Source organism: Rathayibacter sp. SW19 (assembly GCF_030866825.1).
GTDB classification, from domain to species: domain Bacteria; phylum Actinomycetota; class Actinomycetes; order Actinomycetales; family Microbacteriaceae; genus Rathayibacter_A; species Rathayibacter_A soli.
Window position 1 is genome coordinate 1,041,440 of sequence record NZ_CP133020.1, and the last position, 15,357, is coordinate 1,056,796.

Here is a 15,357-nt window from a genome sequence, read left to right on the forward strand (position 1 = left end):
AGGCACACATGATCGGCAATCAGCCAGAACGCACTGACCCGGATCCGATCGCGATCATCGGAGAAGACCGTGCGGTCGCGCTCGTGCGTGCGCGTGAGATTCCGGATGCCGCTGCCCTCTGCAGCGCGCTCACTGCTGGTGGCATCCGCGCTGTCGAGTTCACGTTCACAACGCCGAACGTTCTTGCGTACATTGCGGATGCCGTGCGGTCCGGTGCCGTCGTCGGCGCGGGAACCGTGCTCACAATTGGGCAGGCGCACGATGCGCTGGCGGCGGGAGCATCGTTTCTGGTCACGCCGGGGCTCAGCCCAGCTGTCGCGCGGATCGGTGTTGAGCAGGGCGTGCCCGTGCTGATGGGGGCGTTCACTCCGTCTGAGGTGATGCAGGCGCTCGACCTCGGCGCTGCCGCCATCAAGGTGTTTCCTGCGGAAACTGCGGGCCCGACCTACTTCAAACACCTCCTCGGGCCGCTGCCCGGGGTGCGCTTGATCGGTTCTGGAGGCATCAATGAGGGCAATGCCGCTGAGTTCATCGCGGCCGGAGCCTATGCCGTCACGGCCGGTTCCAGTGTGATCGATGCGGCGGCGTTGGCTGCCTCGGATTGGGCGGCGATCGAGGCGTCAGCTCGCCGGTTCGTCGATTGTTTGGCAGGCTAGGACCCGTGATCATTCCCAGGCCCACCACGCTCGAGTTCGATGACGGCGAATTCGTCTTTGAACGCACCACCCGGATTGCCGCCCCAGGCGGGCTGGATGCTGTCGCCGCCTGGCTGCAAGCGGCGTTGCGCCCGGCGATGGGTTTCGCACTCGCGCGTGTCGATGACCCGGACAGTGTGCACTCCACTCTTGTGCTCGATCTCGGACTGGACTTGAACCCAGAGGGATATCGATTGACTGCTGGGCCAGACGGCATCCGGATTGAAGGTGGCACGCCGGCCGGTGTCTTCTACGGCTGCCAGGCTCTGCTGCAGCTGCTGCCGGTTTCGATCTACCGGCGGGCGCGAGTCGAGGGTGAGGCCTGGCTGGTTCCTGCTGTGCGGATCGAGGATGCGCCGCGATTCACGTGGCGGGGGACGATGCTCGATGTTGCGCGTCACTTCATGCCGAAGCACGACCTGCTGCGGTTCATCGACCTGATGGCCATGCACCGTCTGAACATGCTGCATTTGCACCTGACCGACGACCAGGGCTGGCGGATCGAGATCTTGCGTTACCCGAGACTGACCGAGGTCGGCTCGTGGCGGCGTGAGTCGCAGGTCGGTGCTGGCGCGGATGCGCGCGGTGACGGGCGCCCGCATGGCGGGTACTACACGCAGGAGGACATTCGCGAGATTGTCGCATACGCGGCGGAACGGTTCATCACGGTCGTACCGGAGATCGAGTCGCCGGGGCATGTGCAGGCGGCGCTTGCCGCGTATCCGGAACTGGGAGTGACCGGCCGCCAACTGGAGGTGTGGACGCACTGGGGGATCGATGACAACGTGCTCAACGTCGAAGAGTCGACGGTTGAGTTCTTCCTCAACGTTTTGAGTGAGGTGATGGACCTTTTCCCGTCGTCGTACATCGGAGTCGGCGGCGACGAATGCCCGAAAGACCAGTGGCGTGCAGACGCGCGCACGCAACAGCGCATGGCTGAACTCGGGGTGCGTGATGAGGAGGCGTTGCAGAGCTGGTTCATCGGCCGGCTTGACGATCGGCTGACCTCGCGCGGTCGAAGGCTTTTCGGGTGGGACGAGATCCTCGAGGGCGGGCTCGCCGCCGGAGCGACAGTGGCCTCATGGCGGGGCATGGCCGGTGCGATTGCGGCCGCACGCTCGGGCCATGATGTCGTCTCCTGCCCGGACGACCAGGTGTATCTGGACTATCGGCAGTCCGACTCCGATGACGAGCCGATCCCGGTCGCAATCGTGCTGACCGTTCACGACGTGTATGACTTCGAACCGGTGCCCGAGGGCCTGACGGAGGCTGAGGCGACTCACATTTTGGGTGGCCAGGCCAATATCTGGACAGAGCACATGGATTCGCCGAGGACGGTGGACTTCTTCGCGTACCCGCGCCTGTGTGCGCTGGCCGAGGCACTGTGGATCACGGGCCCGCGGGACTACGACGAATTTTCCGGGCGGCTCGATGAGCACCGATCACGGCTGGATGCGATCGGAGTCGAGTATCGTCACGCAATGGGCCCGCTGCCGTGGCAGCGGCGGCCGGGCGTCACCGGCCGGCCGAGTTCACGCGAAGAGCGTGCGGCCTACATGGCAGAGGTCACGGCGAATATTGCGCCGGAGCAAACTGAGATCGCGGTTCCGGTTGCCGAGCCCGACCCTGAGCCGATATTGACCGCAAGCATTGATCCGCTGATCGCACCGACGATTGCTGTTGACGTCACTCCCGAAGTCGAGTCGTTACGGGACGAGTGAGCGAGTGTCGTTCGATCGCGCAATCGCGGCAACGCTGCTGCCGGGATTCATCGGAACCGAACTGCCCGACTGGCTCGCTGCGCGGTTGCGCGGCGGGCTCGGTGGCGTGTGCATCTTCGGGCAGAACATCCGGTCGCGCACGCAGCTGCGCGCGCTGACCGACGCCGTCTACGCTGCCAATCCCGAAGCGATCGTCGCGATCGACGAGGAGGGCGGCGACGTCACCCGGCTCTACCACGAATCCGGATCGCCCTACCCTGGCAATGCGGCGCTCGGTCGCATCGATGATCTCGGCTATACCGAAGAGATCGCACAACTGGTCGGCCGCGAGCTGCGCCGTGTCGGCTGCAACCTCAACTTTGCCCCGGTCGTCGACGTCAATTCCAACCCGGACAATCCGGTGATCGGTGTGCGCAGCTTCGGCGCAACGCCCCAGCGGGTTGCAGCGCACGGGGCTGCGTGGACCCGCGGGCTGCAATCCGCCGGCGTCGCAGCCAGTGCGAAGCATTTTCCGGGCCACGGCGATACGGCGACCGATTCGCATCTGGCTATGCCGGTCGTCGATCGGTCGTTGCATCAGCTGCGGCAGCGTGAGTTGGTGCCGTTCGCCGCCGTCATCGACGCAGGGGTGCGCACCATCATGACCTCACACATTCTGCTGCCGCAGCTGGATCCGGCCAACCCGGCCACCCTCAGCCGACGGATCCTCGGCGGCCTGCTTCGCGACGAATTGGGATTCGACGGTGTGATCGTCAGTGACGCGCTCGACATGGCAGGCGCAAGCGGTGTCGACGGAATCCCGGTTGCCGCAGCCCGGGCGCTCGCGGCAGGCTGCGACCTGCTCTGCATCGGAACCGGCAACACGGACGAACAACTCGACCAGATCGTTCACGAGATCAGGCGTGCGGTCGCATCCGGTCGACTGACGACAGGGCGGCTGGGCGAGGCGGCAGGTCGCGTCGTCGGCCTGGCGCAGGCGCTCCAGGCCGAGCGTGCGGCGATTCAGATTCCGGATGCCGGCCCTCAGCTCGCTGAACTCGACCGCTCGACCGCTCGTGCGCTTTCCGCGTTCGATGCTGACGAGGCTGCTGAGCTGTGGCGAGAAACTGCCCGCGGAAACTACTCCGTCGTGCGGATCGAGACTGCGGCCAACATCGCGGTCGGAGCGGCCCCGTGGGGTCCGTTCGCCGAGGTCGGCGCGGATCCTTCGCGGCCTGGGAACGCTGCCTTCGCCTCCCACCCGCAGTTCGTTGCACTCGAGAGCGCGCGGGGCGTGTCTGTACCGGCCGACGAGTCGAACGTGCTCGTGGTCGGCCGTGACATCCACAGGTACGCGTTCGCGCGTGACCTTGTCGACGGTCTGCGCGCCCGACACTCGAACGTGCTCGTCGTGGACATGGGCTGGCCTTCAGACGACCGCCGCTACGCCGACGTCGCGACATTCGGAGCATCACGCCTGATGGGCCGAGCGCTGCTCTGCCTGCTCGACGGTTCCAGCGAGGTGCACGCGACTCGCTGAGCAACCGACCCCGCCGGCCGGGCAGTATCGCGCGAGGCGATAGATTGGAGCCGCTATGGAAATCATCATTCTTTCGTCCCCGGCCGAAGTCGGGCGCGCTGCCGCGAGCAAGATCGCTCAGGTCATCAGCCGCAAACCGGATGCCGTTCTCGGCCTCGCGACCGGATCCTCGCCACTGGCGATCTATGCTGAACTCGCCGCGCGTGTGCAGTCAGGTGAGCTCGACGCATCCGCTGTCCGTGGATTCGCACTCGACGAATACGTCGGAATCGCAAAAGGGCACCCGGAAAGCTACGAGACGGTGATCCACCGTGACGTTGTCGGGCCGTTGCGAATGAATCCGAACCTGATCCATGTGCCTGACGGCCGTGCCACGGACATCGAAGCGGCCTGCACCGCTTACGATGCGGCCATTCGCGAGGCAGGAGGCGTCGACATCCAGATTCTCGGCATCGGCGCGAACGGGCACATCGGGTTCAACGAACCGACCTCGTCGTTCGCCTCACGCACGCGGATCAAGACCCTTGCACCGCAAACCCGCGCAGACAATGCCCGGTTCTTCGACAACCCGGACGAGGTGCCGACGCACTGCCTCACCCAGGGGCTCGGCACGATCATGGACGCCCGAGCACTTGTGCTCGTCGCCCAGGGCGCGAACAAGGCGGATGCCGTCGCCGCAGCCGTCGAGGGACCCGTCTCGAGCATGTGCCCGGGTTCGATCCTGCAATTCCACCAGCACGCGACGGTGATCGTCGATGAGGCTGCCGCTTCGAAGCTGACGCTGGTCGAGTACTACCAGTACACCTACGCGAACAAGCCGGAGTGGCAGCGCTTCTGACCCCGGCCCGCCCGAGGGGCGAGGTGGCCCGGTGGTCGAGTAGGTCGCCCAGCGACCGTATCGAGACCGTGAAGCGCGGGTGTGGTCTCGATATGTCTGCTCGCCCTTCGGCTTCGCTCAGGGACCGATAGCTCGCGGGCTACTCGACCACCGGGCGACCGTGAACCCGGTGGTCGAGTAGGTCGCCCAGCGACCGTATCGAGGCCCGGCTACTCGGCGCATGGACCGAAAGCTCGCGGACTACTCGACCACCGAGAGCGCAGCGCCCTCTGCCCAGACAGCGCGCACGTGCCACTCGTGATCCAGCAGTACGGCGTCTGCCACGTAGCCCGGCTTCAACAGGCCGAACTCGTGTTCACGCCCGAGCACACGTGCAGGGGTCAGGGTCAGGGCCTCGACTGCCGTGGCCGGTTCGATCCGTGCCGCGGTGACGGCGACGCGGAGGGCTGCATCCTGGGTCAGGGTCGAGCCCGCGATCGTCGACGTGCCTGACAGCACGGCGAGTCCGTTCGCGACGGTCACGTTGAGCGAGCCGAGGCGATAGTCCCCGTCGTGCGCGCCCGCGGCGGACATCGCATCCGTAATTAAGGCGACGCGGTGCGGCGCCTGCGTGAAAGCCAGGTGGGCGACATCCGGATGCACGTGAAGTCCGTCGAGAATGAGTTCGAGTGTGACCCGCTCATCTTTCATCGCTGCTACAACCGGTCCTGGTGCACGATGTTGGATGCCCGGCATCGCGTTGAACGCGTGTGTCAGCACCCGGGCGCCGCGGTCGAACGCCTCAGCAGCCTGCTCTTCTGTCGCTTCGGTGTGCCCGACCGCCACAATCACGCCGGCCTCGACGAGTATGTCGATCGACTCGAGCGCGTTTGGCAGCTCGGGCGCAATCGTCAGCTGGCGCAGCGTGCCGCGCGCTGCGCCGATCAGTTGTTCGAGGAGTTCGGGATCCGGCTCTCGCAGAAAGTCGGGGTTGTGTGCGCCGCGTCGACCGAGCGCCAGGAACGGGCCCTCCAGATGTGCTCCGAGCACCAACGGGTCTAGTACTGCCAGGTCGGCGATGTATTCCAAGCTCTCTCGCAGCTGTGCGAGCGGGTTTGCAACGAGGCTGATCACCGAGCGGGTCGTGCCGTGAGCTCGGTGGGTGCCGAGGGCGAGCAACAATTCATCGGGCCCGTCGTCGAATGAATGACCCCCGCCGCCGTGCCCGTGCAGGTCGATGAAACCGGGTGTCAGCCAGTGGCCGCCCGCGTCGACGACCCGTGCGGATGTTGCGTACCGCTGCCAGTGCGGGCCTTCACCAACAGCGAGGATGCGATTGCCCTCAGTCGCCAGCCAGAAATCGTCGGTCAGGCCGTCAGCATCGAGTTTGCGTGCCGAATGGATGACCAGCGGAGTCGCACCACGCTCACCGGAAGCGCCGCTCACGTGTACGCCTTCCGGCCCTTGATCACGCCACTGACGGCCGCGACGACGGCGAAGACGACGGCGACCACCGGCTGGCCGAGATCCCACCAGGTGTATGCCGCGGTCACCATGATCGCGATCTCGATCAGGGCCTTGGCGTAGTTGTCGATCTGCAGCACCGCTTTCGGCGACAGGAACAGCGCCCACAGAACCATGGCCAGCAGCGGCGCACCGATTCCGACGACGATGTTCCAGGGCAGGGGCCATGTGCTGAAGCCCCAGATCGCGAGGCTCGCGAACGCAAACAATTCAATGAAGAACTGGAGCACATCGTTGGGGCGGATGGACGTGTCCGGGCGCGTAGCAGTCACCCTACGAAGTTTAGCGGGGCCCTGTCGTGCTAGCAGGGCCCTGTCGTGCTAGCAGGGCCCTGTCGTGCTGGCGGGGCCCTGTCGTGCTGGCGGGGCGCTGTCGTGCTGGCGGGGCTCCGCCGGGCTCAGCGGAAGATGATGGTGCGGGCGCCGTCGAGGAGCACACGGCCCTCTGCGAACCATTTGACGGCCTGGGTCAGCGTGCGGCTTTCCTCATCCTGTCCGATTGCGACCAGCTGCGCTGGCGTGCGGGCGTGATCAACACGCACCACGTTCTGCTCGATGATCGGGCCTTCGTCCAGGTCGCTGGTCACGAAGTGGGCGGTCGCTCCGATCAGCTTGACGCCGCGTGCGTGCGCCTGCCGGTAGGGGTTCGCGCCTTTGAATCCGGGCAAGAACGAGTGATGGATGTTGATCGCCTTGCCGCGCAATCGCTCGCACAGCTCTGGCGAAAGGATCTGCATGTAGCGGGCGAGCACGACTAACTCGATGTCGTAGGCATCGACCGCCTCGAGAACGCGGGCTTCGAATGCGGCTTTGCTCACGGCATCCGTTATCGGCAAGGCTTCGAAAGGCACGCCGTAGAAGCCGGCGAGGTCTCGGAGCACTCCGTGGTTGGAAAGGACGAGCGGGATGTCGACCGGCAACTGCCCGGCGCGCTGGCGAAACAGCAAGTCGTTGAGGCAGTGCGCGGCTGTGGACACGAGCACCAGGGTGCGCAGTGGCCGCTCGACGGTGTCGAGCCCCCACTCCATCTCGTAGCGCTGCGTCACGGGCAGCAACTCGGCGCTGAACTCCTCACGCGAGGCCGGAGACTCGACCTGGAGGCGCATGAAGAATCGGCCGGTGTCGAGGCTGGCGAACTGTTGGCTCTCGGTGATGTTGCCCCGTGCCGCCACGATCGCACCGCTGACCGCGTGAACGATACCGGGCCGGTCGGCGCAGACGAGAGTGACGACCCAGTGGGTGATGAGGTCGGCTGGGTTGGGCGCAGTTGAGGTTTCCACCCCACCAATCTATTGCGTGCGGATGCCACGTGTATACCGGTGTGCAGATTGCGGTCGCCCCGGGTGTTTCGCAGCCTGTCTTCGATAGACTGGCTCGTGGCCGGCGGAGAGCGCGCGGCCCTGGGCGCGCACATCAGCGCGTAGTCGACCCGCTCCACAGTTCGATTGGTTCCTGACCGCGACTGCTACGAGTGAGCGGGGAACGCCATTCGTGAGCACCAGCGAACATGACCCTCCTCGAAACACCGCGTGGAACGATCGCGCGTCCCTTTCCCTGGGGCGGCCTGATCGTACTGGCCTGCGTGGTTTTCCTCTCGGTCACCGCCGAGACTCTGCCGACCGGGCTGCTTCCCGACATGAGCTCGACGCTCGGCGTGAGCGAACCACAGGTCGGGCTGCTCGTGACGATCTTCGCGGTCTCTGTCGTCGCCACGAGTGCTCCTCTGACCGCGCTGACCAGACGGTGGCCGCGACGCGGTCTTCTGGTCGGAGTGATTCTCGTGCTTGGAATCAGCAACTTGCTCGCCGCGCTCGCCCCCGACTTCGGGTGGGTCGTGGCAACGCGCGTGCTGGGCGGCATGGCGCACGGAATGTTCTGGGCGATCGTCGGCGCGTATGCCGGGCACCTCGTGCCCAAGGAACAGATCGGCCGTGCCGTCTCGATCATCATCGGTGGTGGCACGCTCGCATTCGTGTTCGGGGTGCCTGTCGCCACCGCAGCGGGTCACGCCTTCGGCTGGCGGATGTCCTTTGCCGGCCTCGGCATGCTGACCGTCCTCGGCGCAGCGCTGGTCTGGCTCTTCCTGCCCGTCGTAGCACGATCAGGTGCTGCGGATGCGCACGCCGCGGCATCCGCGCGTGCCCCGAAAGCCAAACGACCGCGCGACGCGAGCATCCCTGCCGTACTGACGGTCTGCGGGCTTGCCACTGTGATCATGATCGGTCACTATGCGTTCTATACTTACATCGCTCCGTTCATGATCTCGGTGATGGGCGTCGACGCCGGCGCCGTCGGCCCGCTGTTGTTCCTCTACGGGGCTGCCGGCGCGATCGGCCTGATCATCGCGGGCTCGGTCTTCGGCCCGCGACCGCAGCTGGGGCTGGTGACGATGATTGCGCTGGCGGGTGTCTCAGTCTCGCTCCTGGCCGTCTTCGCTGCGACGCCGGTGCTCGGCCTGGCGGCGTTCTTGCTGTGGGGTCTCGCGTTCGGGGCGCTTCCGCCGTTGCTGCAGACCCGGCTGCTGCACGCCTCATCCGCGTCGTTCCGTGACACGGCCAGCGCGCTGTACACGACGGCGTTCAATATCGGCATCGGTGGTGGGGCGCTCGTCGGCGCCGTGGTCTACGGCGCGTTCGGCCTGGGTGAACTGCCGTGGATCTATGTCGCGCTGCTCGCGATCGCGCTTGTGCTGATCGTGGTCATCCCGCTGGTTGCGCCGCTATTGCGCCGCGCCCAACCGGAGCGCCTGCGCCGGTAGTGGGTGTGCCGGCTGTTGGTGCGCCGGCTGCAGGTAGGGCCGCCGCCAGCGTCGGCCGTTTGCTCAGCGTCAGCGACGCGGTGGCTGTGACGCCATGACGGTCTCCGTCGACATAACGCACCCCGATGGCGTGCGTGCTGCCCGGCGTCGCACCCGCCCACACCCAGTCGGTGTCGGATGCGCCACTCTTGATGAGAAAGACACGCGGGTTGCCACCGGCGTTCGTGTAGACGCCGCCGTCGGCGAGCAGGTCCACCTCATGCCCCGGGATGCCGTCGCTCACGTGCACGGAGAACGTCGGCCCGTAGCCGGCGGCTGATTCGCCGAAGCCCGTCGCTTCGGCTGAAACAGCCGGGGCCAGCAGGGCGAATGGTGCGCTTGGCGTCGGCGCGGAACGGAGCCCGGCTGAGTCGATCGCGACGGCGGTCACCGTGTTCTCGCCCGGGCCGAAGCCGTCGAGCTGGCCCGTTGTCCACGTGCCGTCATTGCTGACCGGAATCGTTGCGAGGACCGTTGATCCATTCGATACCTGCACAGTCCCACCGACCACAGCGGTGCCGCGAATGATGGGGAGGTAGAGTCCGTCGATGCCGCCGTCGCCCGCGGTGTCCACGCCGGTGATGATCGGAGCTGCCGGCGGAATCGCGATCGAGAACGCGCTCGCGGCGGGGGTAGAGGATATTTCGCCGTTACTTTGCGTCGCCTGCAGTGAATATGCGCCGTTCGGGGACGCACTGAGCTCGAACGTGAACGTCCAGGTGCCGTTTGTGGTCACAGTGCCGTGCTGTGAGGCTGTCGTGCCATCGGGTCGGGTGAGCGTTGCTTCAATGCTGTTGCCCGGCGCCCCATTGCCGGCAACAGAGACGGGGCCACCGACATTGATTGTGCTGCCAGCGGCCGGAGCGGTGATGGTCGGTGCGGCGGGTGGTACAGCGAGCACCAGCGTGAGTGTGGATGCGGCAGACGGGCCCGCATCGTTACTCTGCGTCACCGTCAAGCTGGCGGTGCCGTTCGTCAATCCGCTGATGTCGACCGTGACGCTCCAACTGCCGTCCGTGGCGACCGTGCCCGACGTGGATGTTCGGCTCACGCCATCCGTCGACGTGAGCGTCGCCGTGATGGCGTCGCCGGCAACTCCCGTCCCCCTCGCCTGAAGAGTGGTGCCAGACGTGATCGGCTGGTCCGCGTTCGGGGTTGTGATCCCTGGGGCGGCCGGAACCACGCTGAGCCGGATCGCCTGCGTCGTCGCCGGGGTTGAGGCTCCATGGGCGCCGCTCTGCACGACGGAGAACGTGTAGGTGCCGTTCGGTAGGTGCTGCGCCGTGAGATCCGCCGTGAGGCTCCACGTTCCCGAGCCGGTGACCGTCACGTGCCCGACTTCGAGGCTCGACGGAACGACGGCGAAGCGCGCGGTTCCACCCGCACCGCCCGAGATCAATTGCGCGGTTGCAGTCACCGTATTTCCGGGGTCACCGGTGCCGGCGAGCACCAGCACGCCTGCAGATGAAATGGATGCGGTGCCGATCGACGGCGCGGTCGGCCCGGCGGGCGGCGTCGTGACCGATGCGTTGAATGCAGGAGCGGCGGGTGCCGCGACCGCAGGCGGAGCGGTGGGCACGGGGCTCGCGCTGGTGGTCGGCGACGGGCTCGGGCTCGTTGACGGTGGCGCACTCGGGCTGGTTGACGATGGCGCACTCGGCGACGAGGAGGGTGCAGCGGCGACCGGAGCCTTGGGTGCCGGGGTGCCTCCGAACAGTGTGGGGCCAAGGACGATGGCGGCTGCAACGCCGGCCGCCACGAGCACGCCGGCGACGACGGAGCCGATCACGACCGCGCTCGCTCCGGTGGCCCCTCCCGCAGCGGCTCCAGCGGTTGCCCCGGCACCGGCTCCGGCCCCTGCACCGGAACCGGAACCTGCGCCAGCTCCTGCGCCTGCCCCCGCACCAACTCCAGCTGCCGATCCTGTACCACCGGCGCCGACGGCAGCAGCAGGCATCACCACACCGCCCGCGCCGAGCGCGTATGCGGCAACGTGGGAGCCGGATTGCAGCCAGGCTGCGTATCCGGTCGCACCGAGAACGCCCGCGGCGAGCGGTAGCAGCACGAGGGCGAGGCGCGAGCCGACGTCCTTCGCCTCAGCGGCGACGATGCTGCATTTCGCGCACGACGCTAGGTGCTCGTCAACGCGACCGGTGTCACGTTTGCCGAGCCCGTTGCGTGCGTAGCTGCCGAGGCGGTCGATGGTCCAGCGGCACTCGGAGTCGGCGGGCACGCTGGAGAGGTGGGCCTGAATCCAGGCCTGACGAAGGCCTTCCCGTGCTCGATAGGTCAGCGCGGCCACCGCGTTCGCCTTCATCGCGAGCAGCGGCGCGATCTCCTGCGGCGTCATCGATTCGACTTCGCTGTACCAGAGCGCCTCCTGCCATCGCGTCGGCAGGCTTTGAAATGCGGTCGCGGTCAGTGACCGGTCGAGGGCGGCAAGTGTGTTGTCGTCGCTGAATGCCGGGTCTTCGATCTGTTCGGCATCCTCGATCGCGGTCTCGCGCTTCGCGCGGCCCCAGCTCGCGGCAGTGTTGCGGATCGTTGTGAACAGGTACGGGCGAAATGCGCCGGTCGGTCCTCCGCCTGCCTGGATCGCCTGGAAGATCTTCGCGTATGACTCTGCGACCAGATCGTCGGCATCGAATGTCGACGTGTACGAGCGCGCGACCGTTGCACCTGCGCGGGAGTGACGCTTCCACAACTCTGCGAACGCGTTCGTGTCGCCGCTGCGTGAACGCTTGATCAGGTCGTCGTCGCTGAGTGTGGATGCGTCGCGCGGAGCTCGCATGGCCATGCCCGCGTCTCCTCTCGGTGCTGGTTTGCGGTGTGACGCATGCGCTTCACCGTGTCGGGTGCGTCTCGTAAGTGACGCAGAACGGCGCGGGGGATGACGCCGTCTCTACTGAATTTTGCGCGATTGCCAGACATTACACAAAGTCTGCGAAGAAATTCTCAAAAACCCGCGTCATAGATCGGCCAATATGCACTCTCTCATGGTGAAGGGCGGAGTTCTCAGTACGGCCGAACCAAACGGTCGGATTGCTCCGGATCAATGCAATGGACGCACAGGTGTGGATTTGGACATTGGCAGTTCTGACTGTTGCTGCATCCTGCGCGAGTCTGATCTGGACGGCGCACGAGCGTCGTCCGAAATATCGGCGGAGTCGTGGTTGAGGTGGGGGGATCCTGCGAAGCCGCTTCCGTGGTAGCCCGAATACCGCGCGCACCATATTCGGCTGTGGTGTGTATGAGGATCTGACCGGCGTTCCCTAGTCGCCAGTCAGACGCCGGCATGATCGGGGGGTCGTCTAACGGTTCGTGTGGCGCAGAGGCCGGGAAGCTCGGGGGAGCATCCCGGCCTCTCCTCTGTTAACGCAGTTAAGGCGCTTGTGAAGATTGACGCTCGCTTCTGCCGACCCTTACGCGGCGACGATCCGGTTGCCAGCCGCCCACACCGTGTCGACGGTGAGTGCTTCGCCAAGCAGCACGGCGTCGGCGGCGTAGCCGGGCGCGAGCCTGCCGAGGTCCGCCGAGCGACCGATCGCGTGTGCGGGCGCGCGGGTCAACGCATCCACCGCCGTTTCGATGTTCACTCCGGCGGTGCGCACGGCCAGCTGAAGCGCCGTGTCTTGTGTCAGCGTCGATCCGGCGATGGAGGTGCCGTGAGTGAGCCGAGCGACGCCTTCAGCAACCGTCACGCTCAGGCCGCCGAGCAGGTATTCGCCGTCGGATGCGCCCGCTGCCGCCATCGCATCGGTGACCAGGGCGACGCGGTCGGGCGCTGCGGCGAACACGAGACGCACCACCTGCGGGTGCACATGCACACCGTCGTTGATGACCTCGAGGGTGACGCCACCCGCGGCCGTCGCGGCAACGACAGGGCCCGGAGCGCGGTGGTGGATGCCCTCCATCGCGTTGAACGCGTGGGTGAGTATGCTCGCCCCCGCGTCGAATGCGGCGCGCGCTGTCTCGTAGTCTGCCGCGGTGTGACCGACCGCGACGGCGACGCCTGACGCCGCGAACTGCTCGATTGCCGCCATGCCGCCGGCGCGTTCCGGTGCGATCGTCACCTGGCAGAGTCGGCCGCCGGCAGCTTCCAGTAGCAGCTCGACCGCGGCGGGAGTCGGCAAGCGCAGCAGCGTTGCATCGTGGGCACCCTTGTGTCCGGCATCCAGGAACGGGCCTTCCAAGTGCGCGCCCAGGATGAGCGGGTCTGCGACGGTGGCGACGACGATGCCGGCGAGTTGCTGCTGCAGGTCACTCAGTTCCGCTGTGACGAGTGAGAGCACCGTTCTGGTCGTTCCGTGGGCGCGGTGCACGCGCAGCGCAGTGCTGATGGCTTCAGGACCGCCGTCGAATGACGCCCCGCCGCCACCGTGACAATGAATGTCGACGAAGCCGGGGGTCAGCCATCGGCCGGCCGCGTTCACACGGGCTGTCGCGGCATCCGCTATCGACTCGGGGTAGTCGCCGTCGCCGACGGCCGCAATCGTGTCACCGTCGAAGAGCACCCAGCCGCGCTCGCGGACCCGACCGTCTGTGACGAGCCGGGCCGAGTGGATGAGTGTGCGGTGGTTCATGCGACGATGACCTCGAATCCGTGTTCGGTGAGAGCCGCGTGCTGGTCGTCGGTGATGCCGTCATCGGTGATCAGCGTGCCGAACACCTCGAGCCCGCCGGTGAGGGTAGCAAACGCGGTGCGGCCGATCTTGCTCGAGTCCGCGGCAACGACGGCGCGGGCGGCGCGCTTGCCCATCAGAGAGTTCACGCGTGCTTCCCGCTCGTCGTGAACGCTGCAGCCGAGCACAGGGTCGATGCCGTTCACGCCGACGAATGCGATGTCAAGTGTGATCTGTTCGAGCACCGATTCGCTGTACGGCCCGACCAGTTCGTAGGAGTGGCCGTGCACAACGCCGCCGGTGACCACCGTTTTGATCTGCGGGCGCATGAGCAGTTGCGCGGCGATGTTGATCGCATTGGTCACGACGGTCAGGTTCGGCCCGGCGGATGCTTCCATCAGGTCTGCTCTGACGGCGAGGGTGCTTGCGATCGCGGTACTCGTCGTGCCGCCGCAGAGGCCGATGACGTCACCGCGGTGCACGAGCGCGCTCGCCGCCCGCGCGATCTGTAGTTTCTGCGGCTCGTGCTGCTCGCGCTTGTAGCGCAGCGGCAGGTCGTAGGCCACAGACTGCCCAGTCGCGCCGCCGTGCGTGCGGGTGAGCAGTTTGCGGCTCGCGAGCGAATCCAGATCCCGTCGGGCGGTCGCAGCGGACACCCCGAGTTTCTCGACGATGTCGTCGACGTCGAGCTGGCCGGTCTCGGCAAGCAGGTCGAGCACCGCAGCCAGCCGTTGGTCGCGGTTCATGGATGCAGCCGACCGCCTGGCACGCCGCCGGCAGCGTCGCCGCCACGCGCGCTCGCGTTTGCGGTTGCGTTTGCTCGTGTGCTGGCGCTCGCGAACAGGGCGATCAGGCGCTGCGCCTCCGCGCTCAAGGCGTCGCGTGCCGGTGCGATGTATTTGCGTGAATCCACCAGCTGCGAGTCGGCGTCGAGGGCGGCCCGCACGGCCGCGGTGAAGAATCCATTCAGGTGCGTCGACACGTTGATCTTCGTCATGCCGGCTACGATCGCTGCGATCAGCTGATCGTCCGCCACGCCGGAGGACCCGTGCAGCACGAGCGGAACGTGCACCGCAGCGTGCAACCGTGCGATCAACTCGAGGTCGAGAGTCGCGACCCGTTCCTTCATCGCATGCGAAGAACCGACAGCGACGGCCAGCGAGTCCACTCCAGTGTCGGCCACGAACCGGTGCGCCTCGTCGGGGTCGGTACGAACTCCGGGTGCATGCGCGCCGTCTTTGCCGCCGATTTCGCCGAGCTCGGCTTCGACAGACGCATCGCGCGCGTGGGCGTACTCGACAATGCGCACCGTGGCATCCACGTTCTGCTCATAATCGAGTTTCGCGCCGTCGAACATGACGGAACCGAAACCCAGGTCGACGGCGAGCATCGCGAGGTTCTCATCCTCGGCATGGTCGAGGTGCACGGCCACCGGGGCGTTCGATGCCCTGGCCAGTGCCAAGGTCGCTTGGCCGATCGGTTCGAGTGCACCGTGGTAGCGCACACAGTTCTCGGAGATCTGCAGGATCACCGGATGCCCCGCCCGCTCGGCGGCCGACACCAGAGCCTCCGCGGTTTCCAGGTGGATGACGTTGAACGCCCCGATGCCGCTCTGGGCTGCTGCGGCGCTGTGGACGATTTGGTGGGTGGGAACCAGTGGCAT

12 protein-coding genes are annotated in these 15,357 nt (G+C 66.5%); 5 read left to right on the top strand and 7 right to left on the bottom strand.

The features are described from left to right. Positions 1-8 precede the first annotated feature (8 nt). Genes QU604_RS04745 through nagB form a run of 4 tightly spaced genes read left to right on the top strand, consistent with a single transcriptional unit; the run spans position 9 to position 4,773 of the window. Entirely contained in the window at positions 9-656 is a 648-nt protein-coding gene (locus tag QU604_RS04745; RefSeq protein WP_308467643.1) for a bifunctional 4-hydroxy-2-oxoglutarate aldolase/2-dehydro-3-deoxy-phosphogluconate aldolase, read from the top strand. Between the two features lie 5 nt (positions 657-661). Beyond that, positions 662-2,416 carry a beta-N-acetylhexosaminidase gene (locus tag QU604_RS04750; RefSeq protein WP_308467644.1) on the top strand — a complete coding sequence of 585 codons (1,755 nt, stop codon included), beginning with the start codon at positions 662-664 and terminating at the stop codon, positions 2,414-2,416. Positions 2,417-2,420: 4 nt separating this feature from the next. Next, entirely contained in the window at positions 2,421-3,935 is a 1,515-nt protein-coding gene (nagZ, locus tag QU604_RS04755; protein WP_308467645.1) for a beta-N-acetylhexosaminidase, read from the top strand. A gap of 55 nt (positions 3,936-3,990) precedes the next feature. Continuing rightward, positions 3,991-4,773: a glucosamine-6-phosphate deaminase gene (nagB, locus tag QU604_RS04760; RefSeq protein ID WP_308467646.1), complete on the top strand. Its 783-nt coding sequence runs from the start codon at positions 3,991-3,993 to the stop codon at positions 4,771-4,773. Positions 4,774-5,013: 240 nt separating this feature from the next. Here the strand turns inward: nagB and nagA (QU604_RS04765) are convergent, their stop codons facing one another. The 3 genes from nagA (QU604_RS04765) to purU form a co-directional block, all read right to left on the bottom strand. Beyond that, the gene (gene nagA, locus QU604_RS04765) at positions 5,014-6,198 is read right to left on the bottom strand and encodes an N-acetylglucosamine-6-phosphate deacetylase (RefSeq protein WP_308467647.1); all 1,185 of its coding nucleotides are present in this window, start codon (positions 6,196-6,198) and stop codon (positions 5,014-5,016) included. After that, positions 6,195-6,548: a YrdB family protein gene (locus QU604_RS04770; RefSeq protein WP_308467648.1), complete on the bottom strand. Its 354-nt coding sequence runs from the start codon at positions 6,546-6,548 to the stop codon at positions 6,195-6,197. The genes nagA (QU604_RS04765) and QU604_RS04770 overlap by 4 nt, the downstream gene beginning before the upstream one ends. Positions 6,549-6,673: 125 nt before the next feature. Further along, positions 6,674-7,555 (bottom strand): formyltetrahydrofolate deformylase, encoded by an 882-nt coding sequence (gene purU, locus QU604_RS04775; protein WP_409349995.1) that lies wholly within the window; start codon positions 7,553-7,555, stop codon positions 6,674-6,676. Between the two features lie 227 nt (positions 7,556-7,782). Between purU and QU604_RS04780 the strand changes: the two genes are divergently transcribed. Then, positions 7,783-9,033, top strand: a complete 1,251-nt coding sequence (locus QU604_RS04780; RefSeq protein WP_308467649.1) for an MFS transporter — start codon at positions 7,783-7,785, stop codon at positions 9,031-9,033. On the opposite strand, the gene QU604_RS04785 is transcribed toward QU604_RS04780, so the two are convergent. The 4 genes from QU604_RS04785 to QU604_RS04800 all read right to left on the bottom strand — a co-directional run bounded on the left by QU604_RS04785 (position 8,975) and on the right by QU604_RS04800 (position 15,357). Further along, positions 8,975-11,869, bottom strand: a complete 2,895-nt coding sequence (locus QU604_RS04785) for a sigma-70 family RNA polymerase sigma factor (RefSeq protein ID WP_308467650.1) — start codon at positions 11,867-11,869, stop codon at positions 8,975-8,977. The genes QU604_RS04780 and QU604_RS04785 overlap by 59 nt on opposite strands. 625 nt (positions 11,870-12,494) lie before the next feature. Next, complete coding sequence (gene nagA, locus QU604_RS04790; protein WP_308467651.1) at positions 12,495-13,655, bottom strand: N-acetylglucosamine-6-phosphate deacetylase; 1,161 nt, start codon at positions 13,653-13,655, stop codon at positions 12,495-12,497. Then, positions 13,652-14,440: a DeoR/GlpR family DNA-binding transcription regulator gene (locus QU604_RS04795; RefSeq protein WP_308467652.1), complete on the bottom strand. Its 789-nt coding sequence runs from the start codon at positions 14,438-14,440 to the stop codon at positions 13,652-13,654. Before QU604_RS04795 ends, nagA (QU604_RS04790) begins: the two co-directional genes overlap by 4 nt. Further along, the gene (locus QU604_RS04800) at positions 14,437-15,357 is read right to left on the bottom strand and encodes a class II fructose-bisphosphate aldolase (protein WP_308467653.1); all 921 of its coding nucleotides are present in this window, start codon (positions 15,355-15,357) and stop codon (positions 14,437-14,439) included. Before QU604_RS04800 ends, QU604_RS04795 begins: the two co-directional genes overlap by 4 nt.